Below are 14,942 nucleotides of genomic sequence, written 5' to 3' on the forward strand. Positions count from 1 at the left end.
GAGCATGCGGTCGGCTCGACCATGTAGTGGTTCGCCATGACCAGAAAACGCCGGTTGAAAACCCGTTCCTTGCCTGTGAACACGCTCGTCACGGCAGTCTTCATGTTGTCGTAGATGCCCCGCGTCGGCACGCCACCGAAGAAGGCGAATGCTCGCGCATGGACGTCGAACAGCATCTCCTGCGTCTCGCGCGGATAGGCTCGCACGTACATCACCCGCGATGCGCACAGCCGCACATGCGCAACCTTCACCCGCATCGGCTTGCCCGCGATCTCGACGTCGACGCAGCGGCCCTGGCAGCTGATGAGGCGAGGCTGGAGCATGGCGTCGACGCTGACGAAGAGGCTGACGTCGATGAGGGCAATCTTGCCGCAGAGTAGATCAGGCGGGTGCGTTTAGAACGCGTAGCGCACCTCGCAATATGGCATAGTCTCGCCAAGCCAGGCAAGGAAGCGGTCAAGCCACTGGCGCTTCCAGCGGCTCTTGTAGCGAAGGTTGACCATGCCGGACTCGCTCAGCTTGCGCTCCTGGAGGTCTGGCCGCCAAAGCCACTCTTCCGCGCGAGGGTGCCACTGAAGATTAAGGTCGTGCAGCCCCTCGTTATGGGTAAGAAAGATCACCTCACATTTGAGCTGCGCACGGGCGGCAGGTGACAGTGCCTGATCGAGTTCCGAAAAAAGCGCTTTCCACTCTACCTCCCAGCCCTCGTGGACGATCACGGGCGAGAAGTTGACGTGCACCTCGTAGCCTGCGGCGACGAAGTCGTTGATGGCGGATATTCGCTCCGTCATTGGCGAGGTCCGGACGTCGACGATCTTGGCGATCGTTTCAGGCATGAGACTGAAGCGGATCCGGGTGCGGCCTTGCGGGTCGTACTTGAGCAGATCACGATTAACGTACTTCGTCGCGAACGATCCCTTGGCGCCCGGAATAGCTCTGAAGGCGGCGATGAGGTCGCGGACGTTGTTCGACAGCGCGGCATCTACCGACAGGTCGCCGTTCTCGCCCAGGTCGTAGACCCAGTCGACCGGATCGATGGTATTGGGTTCCGGCTTGGGGCCCAGCTTGGCTGCGTGCCGGGTCAGCGCGCGAGTGACGTCATCGATGTTGACGAAAATGCTGATCGGGTTGGCGTAGCCTTTCCGCCGACCGACATAACAGTATGCGCAGGCCATAGCGCAGCCGTTCGACGATGACGGCGCGATGAAGTCGGCGGAGCGACCGTTTGGCCGCATCTGCATACCCTTCTTGACCCCGAGCACGAGCGTGTCCCGTTTTACACGAAGCCAATCTTCCGCCAGCGCCGGGTCGGCCAGCTCCGGTATCTTCCAATGGCTCGCTACTTCGACAAGTTCGGCGTTCGGAAAGCGGGTCAATACATCGCGTCCGCAGGCGTAATCTCGCACGGCCGGTTCCAGGTAGATGAGCTTCGGATCGATGAGCGTGCGCGGCAAGGCCATAGAGCAAATATGGGCAGTCGCGCCTGCCGTACCAATGGTTCGCTCAACGCCGCCCGGATAACAATCTTGATCGGTCGCAATGTCTCGGTCTGCTACCGAACGTTTGATGAGCGTCACAGTCTACGCTTCGTGCTTTTGGCGACATCTGCTTCAAACGCTTATGCTCCATCGCTCGCTCCGGCTGCGTCTCGAGACTCATACCTACGCGAGTTACAAGACGCGCTGGCTGCCCGCGGATGTGAACGCGACGTACGCGAGTGCGTTACTACGCCTTGAGAAGGGGCGCCTCCCCTTGAAACGCTAGGACACGAGATGGCAAAGCCCTTTACGATTGCAGTACCCGACGAGCGGCTCGCCCTCATCAACGCCAAAGTCGCATCATTCGACTGGGGCGCTCTGCCGGACGCCGGAGGCTGGCAATCAGGTGTCGGCCTCGCAGACCTCAAGCGGCTCGTAGGCTATTGGCGCACGCGGTTTGATTGGCGTGCGCAAGAACGTCGGCTGAATGCTTTGCCTCACTTCACGACGGAGGTGCTGGGCCAAAACCTTCACTTCATTCATGCGCGTGGCGATGGTTCGCGCCCACCGCTGCTCCTGCTGCACGGCTGGCCGGGGTCGTTCATCGAATTTGAAGCGCTGATCGCTCCGCTGGTCACCGACGGCCATGACGTCGTCGTGCCCTCGCTTCCGGGCTACGCCTTCTCCGGGCGTCCTGCCGCGCCGATCGGGCCGCGCCGAACTGGCGAGATCATGCATGGCCTGATGACCGAACTGTTCGGTGATGCTCGCTATCTGGTGCAAGGCGGCGACTGGGGCGCAGCAATCGGAAGCTGGATGGCGCACGATCATCCTGAAGCCATCGGCGCGCTGCACCTCAACATGGTCCTCATCCAGGCGGCAGACGTATCGCCGAAAACGCCCGACGAACTCGCCTGGGCAGCTCGACGTGCAACGCTAGCCAAGGAGGAGACTGGTTACTCGCAAGAGCAGGGCACACGTCCGCAGACGCTCGGCGTCGCCATGGCGGATAGCCCCGTCGGTGTTGCCGCCTGGATCCTGGAAAAGTTCGGCGCATGGGCGGACGTGCCGCGCGACGAACAGGGCCGGCCCGATCTTTGGCAGGCCTTCGACGAGGATACGCTCCTCACCAACATCATGCTCTACCTTGTCGAGGGGTCATTCATCACATCGACCTGGATGTATCGAGGTCGCGTATTGGAGGGGTCGGGCCAATTTCCCGCCGGCAGCCGTATCAAGGTACCGACCGGCGTCGCAGCCTTCCCTGATCCGGTCTTCCCACCACCCCCGCGTTCGCATGCTCGCAAGACCTACAACATCGTTCACTGGAGCGAAATGGCGGCAGGCGGCCATTTCGCGGCGCTGGAACAACCAGAGCTCCTGCTCGCCGATATGCGACGCTTCTTTGCCGCCCAAGCTTCTTCAAAAGCCCGCAGACGGCGTCGGTTGGCCGGCGCGGCTGGCTTCGTTGGCGTCGCTGCCATAGGTTTCTGCGCGTTGGCAGGCGCTAATCGACGTCCAAAGAATAAAGACGCCCGGCACCGCGCGACCTATCCACCATTGGATGTCCCGAAAGCTTTTGCCGAGGGTGTTTGGATCGTCGACAGCGGGCCAATAAACGCGATGGGCCTGACTTTACCTGTGCGCATGACGATCCTCCGGCTCGTAAACGACGATCTATTGCTGCACTCGCCAACGCCCTTTTCGGCCGAGGTGGCCAAGGCCGTCGAGGCACTTGGGCGGGTGCGGCATCTCGTCGCACCCAACATCGCGCACTGGACTTTCCTTGCCGACTGGCAACGCGCCTACCCTGATGCAACAACTTGGGCAGCGCCTGGGCTACAAGACCGGGCGCAGGTCCACGCATCATCGGTGCGGTTCGATGCTGAACTCGGTGAGACGGCTCCAGTCGAATGGGCAGACACACTTGATCAGGGCGTTGTGCCAGGGGGTGCTGGCTTCAACGAAGTCTGGTTCTTCCACCGGCAGACCAAGACTCTCGTGCTCGTCGACCTCATCGAGAACCTCGATCCTGACAAGCTGCCACCTGTCGCGCGGCTATTGATGAAGGCTTCCGCTGCCACCGAGGGCACTACCGCACGTTACCTGCGGCTACCTGTACGGCTAGGTGGCGCGGACGCTAAAAAGGCGGTGCAAGCGATTGTGGCGCTCGAGCCTGACCGGGTGATCTTCGCTCACGGTCGACCGTTCGAGAGCAATGGTTCGGCGCAACTGAAGCGGGCTTTCGACTGGCTGACTTAGCATTGGAGGCGGGTTGTCGGTGGTCGATAAGAACGGTAGCGTCTATTCGTGATGCGCTTATTTCTTGTCCGGGCCGTGGCTTACTTCCTGATCGGTATCTCGACCGTAGCGTACGCCGTCATGTTGTTCAGCGCTACTTGGTTGTACTGCTACGGAACGCATCTTCTGCGCGCGGCTGGCTGGATGCCGCGCACCGAGATTACCGCTGTCTACCTAGCCTTCATCACCGTACTCTTGTATCTCACCCGCTTGGTCATCCGGTCGTTACAGGAAGAGTCAGCACGACCACGCGACAGCGAGTTGTGACGTACAATGCCTCTTTGCCTACAATCCCCAACCGACAATGTTCTCCACCGCGTCGTGTAGCGAACTTACGTACCGGTCCGCACCCAAGGCCTGTTGGATTGCCGCATCGCTGAGGGAAGCTTCCCCCTGCGGCCATAGGCCGACGACGATGCGAGCGTTCGGCGCTCGGGCACGCAAGCGCCGGACAAGGTAACGCAACTGCGCTGGCGAACCGGTCACCTCCAGGTAAGAGATGGCGATCACATCAATCCCGGTCAGATCCAACGTCTGCACCGCATCTCGGGACACTGCGGTATTGGGGATACGCTTCGCGTGCACCCCTTGCTGCCCCAGCAACTGCGTAAGCATAGCAGTTACCGCGTCATCGAACGGACCGTGCCCCGCAACGCAGGCGACCGTTTCGGCGTTTGCTGTGGTGTCAGACGGCGCTGCCCCGGACGTTGGCTGTAGGTCCTCGATCACGGACATCATCGATTTGGTCATCTGCGCCGCACCGGCGCGATCGATTGTCCCGCGCGCTTCGTCTTCGACTGCCAGCTTCAACCCTTCAAGCACGACCCCGTCATAGTATTCGGTGAGGGATCTGTCAGCGAGAAGCATCTCCGCCTGTGCCAAAGCCTCGTCCGGGTTCCGAGCTAGAATGCGCTGGTAAAAGCTTTCGATAGGCGTCAGCGCCGGTCTGTCACCCAACAGGACATCGAAGAATTCCAGGCTCTTAACGTGACGCCCCATGACGACCAGACATAGGGTAAGTGGTGTGGACATGATCAGCCCGATCGGACCCCAAAGCCACGTCCAGAAGATCGCTGATACAATCACCGATACAGGCGAAAGACCCGTCGAGTGGCCATAGAGCAGTGGTTCGATCACATAACCGGTAAGCGGCTCGATGATCACGAAGAGAGCGACGACTTCCAGCGCCATGCCCCAGCCTGGATCCACGGCCGCACCAAGAGCCGCAGGAGCCACTGCTGCCAGGAACGGCCCGATATAGGGCACGAAGCGCAACAGCCCCGCCATCACCCCCCACATGGCCGGCGATGGTATGCCGATCAGCCACAGACCAAGAGCGATAACGACACCGAAGCACGTGTTCACAGCTAGCTGCGAGAGGAAATACTTGCTGAGGCGCTGACCGGCATCATCGATGGCGCGCGTCGTACGGTGCAGGTCGCTTGATCCGAACAGGCGGATAAACCGATCGCGCAGATCCTCCTTCTGCATCAAGACGAATATCGCCACGATGAGGACAATGACCGTTGTTTCCAGCGGGCCCAGGATGGGTTCGAGAACCGTTCGTGCTATCGCGAACGGCGACGTGCTGCCTTGGACGACCTCCACCGGGATAGGGCGGCGTTGATCAGCCGTCGTCGGAGCCGACGGTGTTGCCAGCGTCGGCGTGGCCGCACGAGGTGTGGTAGTTGGTCGCTTGCCCCCCAGTTCCTTTGTGATTGAGGCAAGGCGTGCGACCGCAAAGCCCTGAACCCCTTGGACCTTGGCTTCGATGGTGCGGGCATATTGCGGCGCGTTCACCGTCAGCGACGCGGCCTGACTGCCGATAAGTGCGCCGAACAGGCCCAAGAGGCCCAGGGCCGCTATGACGGTCAGGATCACGGCGGGCGCACGCCAGAGACGCAGACGCTGCAGCAGGTTGACAACCGGGGAGAGAACGAAGGAGAGCATCACCGCCAGGGTGATCGGAATGAGCACTTCCTGACCGAAATACAGGGCGGCGATGACGAGCGTGCCAACCGCCACGCCGGCCAGCGTCTTGAGTTCAGGCGCCGAGGCCGAGCGGATTTGAGCCGCACCTGGATTGTCCGCGGGCGCTTCACGGCTACCGGTCACGACATCCTTGTAGCCGGCGATGTTGTCGGGGCTGCTCATGCGGAAACCTTCCTACCGGCGCTCGCGTATCGGTCACATCGAGACCCGGCACGAAGCATTTTTCGTTGTATCCGTCCTGACGTCGGGACGGGCAAAGCCGAGAGGTACACTTGGCGTCCCTCTCGGCTTCATACTTCATCGTCTGGGACGCTACCTCAGGACTTGAGCGCTTTCGCCATGTTGAGATGCGCCGCAACCGTCGGTGCCAATCCCGACGCAAACGTCTTCAACTGCGGCACGTCGCCGGTTGCAGCATAACCCTTGAGCGTATCGAGCGTCTGCTGATGCCCGGCGACCTGGGCAGCCGCGTAAGCGGTGTCGAAATCAGCGCCCTGCTTGGTCTTCAGATCAGCAAGCTTCTGCTGCTGCTCGGCACTCAGCGCTGGGTTGGGCGCCAAAGCTGGCGACAGCGTCGCGGTCAGGGCCTTCAGCTTCGCAGTCGAACCCTCATGTGCGGTGATCATCTGGCCAGCGAACTTCTTTACCGCAGCAGATGCGCCGTTGGTCACGGCAAGCTTCGAGGTCTCGATCTCGAACGCATCGCTCGCAGCCGCCATGTTGACGAAAGCCTGTCCACCTGAGGCGGGTGCTGCCATCGCATCATTGGAACCAGCTGCGTTCACGTCCATGGCGGTCGTATTGGCATAGGTGCTGTTATCGACGGCGATTGTATCGTCGGCCTTCTTGCCGCATGCGGCCAATGACAGGGCCGCTACCGACACCAGTGCCAGGGTCTTGATGTTCATTATGCTCTCCATCTGCTCGCATATTACCGCTGCCTGCTCAACGCGTGCTTCCTGAGGACCGTTCCGCACGAGCAACGAACGCCGGACCGATCGTTGGCCGAGTTCGTTCTAGCCGTCTGCCGGCACAGCTGCCGGCCTTATCGGGACACGGCTATGAGCATCTTCAGCACGATCATGAACAAGGTTTTCCATCACAAAGCCGCGCCAGCGGCTGCGCCGGCTCAGGCTCCTGCCGCTGCGCCCCAAGCTGCGCCACAGGCCGCGCCGACCGCTACCGCCCAGCCCGCCCCCGCAGCGGCTCAGCAGTCCGTCGATGTCGGTGCGGTCCTCAGCGAGATGGCATCGATGAAAGATGGCGGGGGAAACTACCAGAGCTCGATCGTCGATCTTCTGAAGCTGCTGGACCTGGATTCCAGTCTGACCGCTCGCAAGGAACTTGCTAGCGAACTGAACGTCCATGCAGCAGCCGACGGCTCGGCCGAGCAGAACATCGCCCTTCATAAGGCTGTGATGCAGAAGCTTGCCGATAACGGCGGTATCGTTCCCGACAGCCTGCGCAACTAACACGCTCGATCCGGAGGGGACCGCACCCTATGCGGTCCCCTCCGGCCTTAGACTGCTGGCTTAACCGTCCCCAATTTAGCGAGCTGGACTAGGGTTCGGAGGCGTTGCAGTTACGGTCCGCTGCGCTGCCTGAGCTGGCAGTGTCTGACTACCACGCGGTGGTCCATTCGGCTCTTTCTGAAAGCCACGCGCGGCGAGCCAGCAGATAGTGACGACGAGTGCCAGGATCATCACGAAGATGACAATTGCCACAGGACCGGCTCGCTTGTTTCCTCGTCTCCGCATCACATGCGCTCCCCAGTCATGCCATCGCTGTTATCGCCGTGCCGTAGCCCTGTAGCGACGGGATGTTCCTTGATCTCGAGTCCACCGGTTTGATCGAGTAGAACAGTCTTATGTCCGGACGGCTCTATCGCCGTTCGCCGAAGACCGAACCAAGAATGCCCCCCAGTCCGCCGCAAAGACCGCCCCCGGGCGCTGCGCCTGCGACTCCAGCGCCACCCAGGCTGCCAAGTACAGATCCAAGGATCCCGCCAAGGCCACCTTGCTGCCCGGCCGAGCGCCCTGTCAGATGGCCCGCTACCAGCATGACCAGGATCGGCAGCATCTGCTTGAGAAGCTCAGGCGCCAGGCCGCTGCTCTGCGCCGCGTTGTCAGCGACCTCACGACTGCCGTCCTTCGACCCGAAGATACCGCCGAGGATCTGATTACCGCGGTCGATCTGCGTCGGCTCGTTGCCCAACACGTTCGAAGCAAGGTCTGCGCCGCCAAGCGTGTTCACATGGGCGTCTAACTGCGTCGTGTTATTTCCCATGCCGCCCAGAACCGACGGCAGCAGGGCTTCTGCACCGCGCTGGGCCTGCTCACGCGGTACGCCTAATTGCGCGGCGAGTGCATCGATGCCGCCATCTGGGAGGAGGTCATTGAGGTTCATGTCAGCTTCCTTGTTGTCATGGGTACCAACAGACGCTGGGACCTATAGGTCCGGCCCCCTTCGATCGAGCTAGGACCCTGGATCGGTAGGCATGCGCAATCTGCGCAATGTTAGTCAGGGAGTTCGGGCTTACGAGAGCCAACGGGTCGGCCGGATAGCCAACTAAGCCCTCCCCCGATAACAAGCAGCCCTGCCCCCATAAGCGCCTTGTCACGGCGTCGGAGAAGAACAAGCCCGCCAGTAACGATGACGGAAGGTACCATGCCGACTTTACCCAGGCCGGTTACGCGTGCTGCACGCACGACCATGCGGCCGGCAGCGTACTCACGCAAAGGTGACGGCGTAGATGGTGCGGTTCGGGATACAGCCTGGTCACCATTTGAGGGCTGCGGTCCTGGTCCTGGCTGCGGCGCTATCTCCGGTCCGGAAGCTACCGTGTCGGCTGCGTACGCTCCGCGATCGCCGAGCGATTTAGTAGGCCCCCTGGTCGTGTCTTGCGTGGTCTGTCTCTCCAGCTCACAATTGAACTCGGCGCCGAGCAGTAGAATGTAGGCGGACAAGTAGAGCCAGGTCAGCAATACGATCGCGGCTCCCAAAGAGCCGTAGGTCGCGTCGTAGCTGCCGAAGTTTGCGACGTAGAACCCGAAGCCAAGGGTAACGACCAGCCACAACACGGTTGTCAGCACCGAGCCAGGCGTCAACCACGTCCACTTCGCCTCATCGCGATTGGGCGCGTAGCGGTAGAGCGTTGCCGCTGCTGCGGCTCCCATACCGGCCATGACCATGTAGGAAACGATCTTCCCCGCTATGAGAACGATGGCAGGGGCGGAAGGGAACAGTGCGTCCAGACTGCCCATTGCGGCGATCGCGATGATAGCGACGATCGCGATAAGCACCGCCCCGGCGGTGATGGCTAGTGCTATGAGGTTCAGCCGAACAAAATTACGCGTTTCCTCTTCGTCATAGGCGATGTTCAGCGAGGTGATGAGCGCGGTTGCACCTTTCATCGCGCCGTACAACGCGATGCCGAGCGCAAGAAGCAGCCCGAACCCCTTCTTGCCGTCCGATGTCGTGACAACGTTGGCCAACTGCTCGCCGATCAGCTTGGCAGCATCGGTCGGCATGACTGACGTCAGTGACTGGACGTTCTTCATCACCGTAGCGGGCGTGGCGACCAGACCATAGCTCAGCACCACGGCGCCCAGCATAGGCACCATGGCGAGCACGCCACAGAACGCCACGCCGGAGGCGACCAAGCTGATGTTATCCTGGCCTGCTTCCTTCCATGCTCGCAGGGCGATGTCCTTCCAGCCTTTTGCAGGGATAGCCCAGGGACTGCCAGCGTCGTGCCCGCTCGCGTCCCCCTTGTTCGTCTCGGTCATGCCTCGTCCCTTTACGCGTTTAATGGACCTGGCATGCGATCGCCGTTCTCACGCTACAGGCCAGTTTTGATATGATCTTCGATACAGAGTTGCCTCAAACTCCCACGGCGGGCGGCGCATCCTTGTCTGGATCTCGCCCGTGTTGCTTATCGAGCAAACGCATGATTGGCGTCACGGTCAGACCGTGCAGGACGATCGAAAACAGCACGACCAGTCCGAGGAGGCCCCACAGACGTTCGGCCGCATCGACGTGGATGTGGTTCAGACCATAGGCCAGGTAATAGATCGATCCGACGCCGCGGATTCCGAAGAAGGCCAGCGTTAGCTTTTCCGAGCGGTCAGCCCGGTGGCCGGCCAGGCCGATGAGCCCCGTGATCGGGCGGATGACCAGCAGGATCACGAGCGCGATCAGCGCATCCGTCAACGATACCGAATTCAGGAGCCCGCTGACCAGCGCACCCCCAAACAGCAACAGCAAGACCATCATTGCAAGCCGTTCGATCTGCTCGGTAACGTCGTGCATGTCGTGATGAAAGTCGTGCGTTCGGTGCGTCCCTCGAAACGTCAAAGCAGTCACGAACACGGCGAGGAAGCCGTAGCAGTGGATGATCTCAGTAAAGCCGTAAGAGATGCAGGTCGCAGCCAGCGCGATCAGGCCGTCACCGGTCTGCACAAGCTTGGTTTGCGCTGGAACGTGGAAGGTCAGCCAGCCAAAGGCGCGACCAATTAGCCAGCCAGCGCCGACGCCGGCACCGATTTCCCATAAGACGCGGTACGTCAGCCACTCACCCAGCCACGGCTTGCTGTTCCCGGCTGCGGTTGCGGCTGCCAGCATGATAGCAAGATGGACGAACGGAAACGCGAAGCCATCATTGAGGCCGGCTTCGGACGTCAGCCCAAACCGTACCTCGTCTTCGTCCTCGCTCTTGGGCGGCCCGACCTGAATGTCGGCTGCCAGGACAGGATCCGTGGGGGCCAGGCTCGCGGCAAGCAGCAGAGCGATCGCCCATGGAAGTCCCATTCCCCATGCCGTCACCGCCGTGATGGCCAGAATGCTCAGCGGCATCGTGATCGCCAACAGCCGCCAGGTAACCGCCCAGTCCCGCCACCTGAACACCCGGTCGATCTTCAGGCCGGCCCCCATTAGCGCGATGATCACGACGAACTCGGTGAAGCGTTCGGTGATCTCGGGGTAAAGAAGCGGAAGCGGCTTGAGCGTGACCTGCGGCAACGAGAACAGCGCACCGCCAAGCGCGATACATACGATCGGCAACGATAGCGGTAGCTTACGAAGCGCCAGCGGTAACCAGACAACCAGCGCGGTAAGCAGGCCGAAGCCGGTGAGAATGAGGATATAGGGGTCGGGGAACCCGGAAGCGGCGATCATGACGGGTCTTTCCGATAGGGAATGAGACTGTGCCGCAGGAAGGCGCGCATTCTTAATCACTAAAAAACTAGGAGATGATGAGCGATGGCGCTGCCATCGCTCATCGTTACTTTAATCTAAGAGCGGTCTGGGCCTTTGCCCTGCTCACTCTCACCACGACGTTCCTGCTCGATACCGTCGTGTTTCAGGCTTTCGTTTCCAAACATGCTGCCGGCTGCCTGCTTGACGTTACCAAGCGCCTCGTCAGCCATGCCCTTCGCCTTGCTACCACTGCTATGGTCGTTGCCGTACGAGCGCACCCGCGACGAACCACGGTCTAGATCTCGACGTCCGTAGATCGATGACGTGTTAGCCGGTGGTACATCGTCGCCAGACGTTGCAAATGGCCGATCCGGCGAAGCATCGAGACCATAGCTGGCTGCGGTCGCCGCTGCCTCGGCCGGCTCGTAGTCCCAACCCGACGAACGCCAAGATTCGGCACGTTCATCGATATCGACCGTGTTTGCTTCTTCCAAGACGCTGACGGCCTCACCGACGGCATCGTCATCGACGTCTGCGGTCAGAAGAAAGCCGCCACGACGCACGCCCTCTTCGTATGTGTGGCGGTCATGGTCAGGCAGAAACGCATTCTTGATCGACGCCCAAATGCCGCGATCCTCGTGCGTCGAGCGCGTGGTTTCATTGTAGCCGTCGCTGGTCTTGTCATGGATGCGAATGTGATCGGCATCCACGCGTGACTGCTTGAGGCGTTCCTGAGCCGCTTCGGCGTCGTTACGGTCATCGAATAAGGCGGTGATGGTACGGGTCATGATTGATCTCCAGGTATAATAATGAATTAGCGCGACGTTACGACCAACTCGGTGCGGCGATTCTCAGCCTGACCGGCGGTCGTAGCGTTGGTGTCGACCGGATCGGTTTCACCGCCAGACACGGTTTTGATGCGAGCGGCATCGATACCCTGCGCAACCAAGCCCGCCTTGACCGCGTCAGCGCGCGCTTTGCCAAGAGCAACGTTAGCCGCTGCCGGCCCCCGAGCGTCGGCATAGCCTGCGATGCGGACGCGCGTGTTTGCATACTGCTTGAGGACAGTAGCGATGGTCGCCACTTCCTGTGCGTCGCCGGCACGCAACGTGCTCTTAGCCGTATCGAAAGTCAGTTGTTCGAACTGGAATGTCCGCGGCGCAGCTTCGGTACCACTGAGGTAACCACCGAGGCCTGAGGTACCCGCAAGCGCTGTAGCCGACGCCGCGCCTGGGGTCGTTGCAACGACTTCGGTCGGCGACGAACTGGGGGTCGGTGCAACTGCGACTGTCTCTTCGTGCCCGCAACGGCTTAGTGCAAACAGCAGCGCCAAGATACCTGCGGCAAGCGCAATCCAGGCAAGCCAGTTAACTTTTTTCTTCTCGATATGGATCGCGCGCGGGGGAGCCCCGTCCTTATTGTGTGGATCGGCCATTATGTTCCCCTATCATCGCGCCACCGTAGCGCGACCTTTGATACTGGAGCGTAACGACTGGTGCAGAGCTTTAGGTTCCTGATCCATCCAGACCATTGCTCCAGATCTATACGATTATTGGAAGGTCGATCGTGGTCTCGATGACTATCGTTTCTCGGAAATGGGGTCGGTCTCAGAGCGACACGATGCAAGCGCGCCGGTGTCGCAAAAGTCGAGACATACGAGACGTCCGAAACTTAGGATATTAGCGACGAAGGCACGGTTAACTTGGATTTGTGCTAGAGATGGCGAACAGTCCACCCACACCCAAGGCGTACAGGACGAGAACGGCGAGGGAGTCGACGCCCATCCGGAATATCTGGCGTTTAGGCCGGAAAATTAACCCTGCAGCATAGACGCACTCAGTAACACGCCCAACCCAGCGATCCAGATGACGCTGCCGCATGCGGCAAAGATCGTTAGCAAGATGGGTAAGCTAAGTCCGTTGAACATGTACGTCCTTTATGCTGCGCGAGCGGCGGGTGCCTTTACCTGACAGGTGGATGTGTAGGCGTAACGTTCATGCAGCGATCGCGTCACGTTTCAACAGCCGACGCCAACGGGCCCGTTTCGGCTCCGTTACCGGTGCGAGGGAAGCTTTATAGAGCCGCAAGATCAGGTCGCCCTTTGCCGGCACAGCCGTATGCTCTGCGCCAAGAAACGCCAGCTCGCCACTGTGCCGTACAACTGCGACAGGCCATCCGTCGTCAGTGGCCGGAAGAGGCGGTTTGTCGCCATCCATGTAGGGCTCGACCACTAACGATGCACCAGCCTGCATAAGGTCCGCCAGGTGCTCGAAGGTCATTTTCTCTCCAATTACGATCTTGCCGCGCCATTCCCGCGACGCTTCGTACCGCGTAGCGACCTCGTTTGTCGCAAGCTGGTGGACACGCTCGCGGCCAAGCTCGGGGGCGAAACGCGTGCAGACCAGGGCGTTGTAGGCGTCGTCCGGCGTCGCTGCGAGTACCTGCTCGACATCGCGCAGGTCGATCACCTCCTCACCGATTACCGAGAGCACCTCAACCCGTAGCGTCTTCAATCCAGCGAGCCGGGCAGCCTTGAGCGCCAATGCCGATCGATCGACCACGACTACCGGAATGCCGGCACCGTGAAGCGCTTCGCCAAGCCTCACCGTCCAGCGCGAGGCACCGACGATTAGCAGGCCGCCCCGCCCACCCGACGCGAGCTTCAAGCGACGTGCGAGGGGTGCCAGCGACAGGCCGTGCAGCAGCACCGTGGACGCGATGACGGCGAACACGAGGGGTAGGACGAGACGTGCATCGGGATAGCCGGCGTGGGCGAGACGCTCGCCGGCAACTCCTGCGATTGCTGCAGCCACCACGCCGCGCGGGCCGATCCATCCAACCAGTAGCCGTTCCCGCCAGCTCGCCTTCGCGCCGATCGTCGCGAGCCAAATCGCCAGCGGCCGAACGACGAACAGGATCATCAGCGTCGTCATCGCGATCGGCCAGCTCAGCATCTCGACCGTGCCGCGGTCGATGTTGGCTGTGAGGAGGATAAATAGCCCTGACACCAGGAAGACCGTCAGCGACTCCTTAAAACGGCGGAGTTCCTGAAGGCCGGTGACATCGATATTGGCAAGCACGACGCCGAACAGAGTCGCTCCCACTAGTCCGGTCTCGGGCTGGATCGCCTCCCCTGCCGCATAGATGCCGAGCGCGCTCGCTAGCAGGATCGGCGTCTTGAGGTACTCGGGCGCGAGATCGCGCGCGAACAACGTCCGGATGCCGAACGGCACCGCCAGACCCAAAGCGGCCGCAAGGCCAGCGCCCAGCAGCGTATGCCAGGCGAGATGAATGATCGCCGCGCTCCCGCTCATCGTGGTCGACAACGTCAGATAGCTCAGGACGAGCAGCGTCAGTGTGGCACCAATCGGATCGTTGACGATGGCTTCCCAGCGCAGGAACGCCGCGGCGCGCGGCTCGAGCTTTGCCTGCCGCAGCAGCGGCATGATGACGGTTGGCCCTGTCACGACGAGGATTGCGCCGACGAGGATCGCCACCGGCCAAGACAGCCCGGCTACCCAATGTCCCGCCAGCGTACCCAGGAGCCAATTGAGCGGCAGCGCGACTGCAACCAGTCGCATAATGCCCGATCCAGCCGAACGAAGCTCCCGCAAATTGAGGTTCAGGCCGCCTTCGAAAACGATGATCGCCACCGCCATGCCGATCGCCGGCCGCATGACATCGCCGAGTGCTGCCGATGGCCGTACGATGCCGCCAATTGGCCCCAACAGCGCGCCGATCACCAGCAGCGGGATGATTGACGGGAGTTGGAGCTTCCATCCGAGCCATTGACCAAACACGCCGGCGACGGCGACACCCACGACAAGCAATAGGATGGTATCTTCCAACGTCGCGTCCCCCTTGAAAATCGACGCTCTCCGCCGACTGACATGCAGAAGCAATGGCGGCCCGAAATGTTGCTAGAGCGGCTCATTTGGGTGCCCGCAGTTCGGCGTACTTCTGCGCAGGAAGGCT

Annotated in this window: 11 protein-coding genes and 1 pseudogene; 2 read left to right on the top strand and 10 right to left on the bottom strand. The window is 61.1% G+C overall.

All coding sequences use genetic code 11. The features are described from left to right. Both BM244_RS20180 and BM244_RS20185 read right to left on the bottom strand, forming a co-directional pair. A pseudogene (locus BM244_RS20180) lies at positions 1 to 254 on the bottom strand (IS21 family transposase); the annotation flags it as partial. A gap of 141 nt (positions 255 to 395) precedes the next feature. Continuing rightward, positions 396 to 1,460, bottom strand: a complete 1,065-nt coding sequence (locus BM244_RS20185) for a spore photoproduct lyase family protein (RefSeq protein ID WP_093400725.1) — start codon at positions 1,458 to 1,460, stop codon at positions 396 to 398. Positions 1,461 to 1,772: 312 nt separating this feature from the next. On the opposite strand from BM244_RS20185, the gene BM244_RS23420 reads away from it, so the two are divergent. Further along, entirely contained in the window at positions 1,773 to 3,740 is a 1,968-nt protein-coding gene (locus tag BM244_RS23420; RefSeq protein ID WP_217649176.1) for an alpha/beta fold hydrolase, read from the top strand. Between the two features lie 324 nt (positions 3,741 to 4,064). Here BM244_RS23420 and BM244_RS20200 read toward each other — a convergent pair whose 3' ends face one another. Then, the gene (locus BM244_RS20200; protein WP_093400727.1) at positions 4,065 to 5,933 is read right to left on the bottom strand and encodes an AI-2E family transporter; all 1,869 of its coding nucleotides are present in this window, start codon (positions 5,931 to 5,933) and stop codon (positions 4,065 to 4,067) included. Positions 5,934 to 6,088: 155 nt separating this feature from the next. Then, positions 6,089 to 6,679 carry a DUF4142 domain-containing protein gene (locus tag BM244_RS20205; RefSeq protein WP_175518330.1) on the bottom strand — a complete coding sequence of 197 codons (591 nt, stop codon included), beginning with the start codon at positions 6,677 to 6,679 and terminating at the stop codon, positions 6,089 to 6,091. Positions 6,680 to 6,832: 153 nt separating this feature from the next. Between BM244_RS20205 and BM244_RS20210 the strand changes: the two genes are divergently transcribed. Further along, complete coding sequence (locus tag BM244_RS20210; protein ID WP_093400728.1) at positions 6,833 to 7,243, top strand: DUF3597 family protein; 411 nt, start codon at positions 6,833 to 6,835, stop codon at positions 7,241 to 7,243. Between the two features lie 409 nt (positions 7,244 to 7,652). Here the strand turns inward: BM244_RS20210 and BM244_RS20215 are convergent, their stop codons facing one another. From BM244_RS20215 to BM244_RS20240, 6 genes are all read right to left on the bottom strand, one after another. After that, entirely contained in the window at positions 7,653 to 8,177 is a 525-nt protein-coding gene (locus BM244_RS20215; protein ID WP_093400729.1) for a DUF937 domain-containing protein, read from the bottom strand. 110 nt (positions 8,178 to 8,287) lie between these two features. Further along, on the bottom strand, positions 8,288 to 9,559 hold the full coding sequence (locus BM244_RS20220; RefSeq protein WP_093400730.1) for a YihY/virulence factor BrkB family protein: 1,272 nt from the start codon (positions 9,557 to 9,559) through the stop codon (positions 8,288 to 8,290). Positions 9,560 to 9,653: 94 nt separating this feature from the next. After that, positions 9,654 to 10,946, bottom strand: coding sequence for a cation:proton antiporter (locus BM244_RS20225; RefSeq protein WP_093400731.1), 1,293 nt, complete (start codon positions 10,944 to 10,946; stop codon positions 9,654 to 9,656). A 116-nt stretch (positions 10,947 to 11,062) separates the two neighbouring features. Beyond that, entirely contained in the window at positions 11,063 to 11,755 is a 693-nt protein-coding gene (locus BM244_RS20230) for a CsbD family protein (protein WP_093400732.1), read from the bottom strand. A gap of 26 nt (positions 11,756 to 11,781) precedes the next feature. After that, positions 11,782 to 12,402 carry an OmpA family protein gene (locus tag BM244_RS20235; RefSeq protein ID WP_093400733.1) on the bottom strand — a complete coding sequence of 207 codons (621 nt, stop codon included), beginning with the start codon at positions 12,400 to 12,402 and terminating at the stop codon, positions 11,782 to 11,784. Positions 12,403 to 12,961: 559 nt separating this feature from the next. After that, positions 12,962 to 14,815 carry a cation:proton antiporter gene (locus BM244_RS20240; protein WP_175518331.1) on the bottom strand — a complete coding sequence of 618 codons (1,854 nt, stop codon included), beginning with the start codon at positions 14,813 to 14,815 and terminating at the stop codon, positions 12,962 to 12,964. Between the last annotated feature and the right edge of the window lie 127 nt (positions 14,816 to 14,942).

Origin of the sequence: Sphingomonas sp. OK281 (assembly GCF_900115295.1) — a bacterium.
GTDB lineage: Bacteria > Pseudomonadota > Alphaproteobacteria > Sphingomonadales > Sphingomonadaceae > Sphingomonas.

Excerpts from the sequence above, each read along its gene's own strand:
- BM244_RS20185 (WP_093400725.1), bottom strand. The coding sequence starts at position 1,460 with ATGGCCTTGCCGCGCACGCTCATCGATCCGAAGCTCATCTACCTGGAA.
- BM244_RS20220 (WP_093400730.1), bottom strand. The coding sequence starts at position 9,559 with ATGACCGAGACGAACAAGGGGGACGCGAGCGGGCACGACGCTGGCAGT.
- BM244_RS20225 (WP_093400731.1), bottom strand. The coding sequence starts at position 10,946 with ATGATCGCCGCTTCCGGGTTCCCCGACCCCTATATCCTCATTCTCACC.
- BM244_RS20215 (WP_093400729.1), bottom strand. The coding sequence starts at position 8,177 with ATGAACCTCAATGACCTCCTCCCAGATGGCGGCATCGATGCACTCGCC.
- BM244_RS20235 (WP_093400733.1), bottom strand. The coding sequence starts at position 12,402 with ATGGCCGATCCACACAATAAGGACGGGGCTCCCCCGCGCGCGATCCAT.
- BM244_RS20210 (WP_093400728.1), top strand. The coding sequence starts at position 6,833 with ATGAGCATCTTCAGCACGATCATGAACAAGGTTTTCCATCACAAAGCC.
- BM244_RS23420 (WP_217649176.1), top strand. The coding sequence starts at position 1,773 with ATGGCAAAGCCCTTTACGATTGCAGTACCCGACGAGCGGCTCGCCCTC.
- BM244_RS20230 (WP_093400732.1), bottom strand. The coding sequence starts at position 11,755 with ATGACCCGTACCATCACCGCCTTATTCGATGACCGTAACGACGCCGAA.
- BM244_RS20200 (WP_093400727.1), bottom strand. The coding sequence starts at position 5,933 with ATGAGCAGCCCCGACAACATCGCCGGCTACAAGGATGTCGTGACCGGT.
- BM244_RS20205 (WP_175518330.1), bottom strand. The coding sequence starts at position 6,679 with ATGAACATCAAGACCCTGGCACTGGTGTCGGTAGCGGCCCTGTCATTG.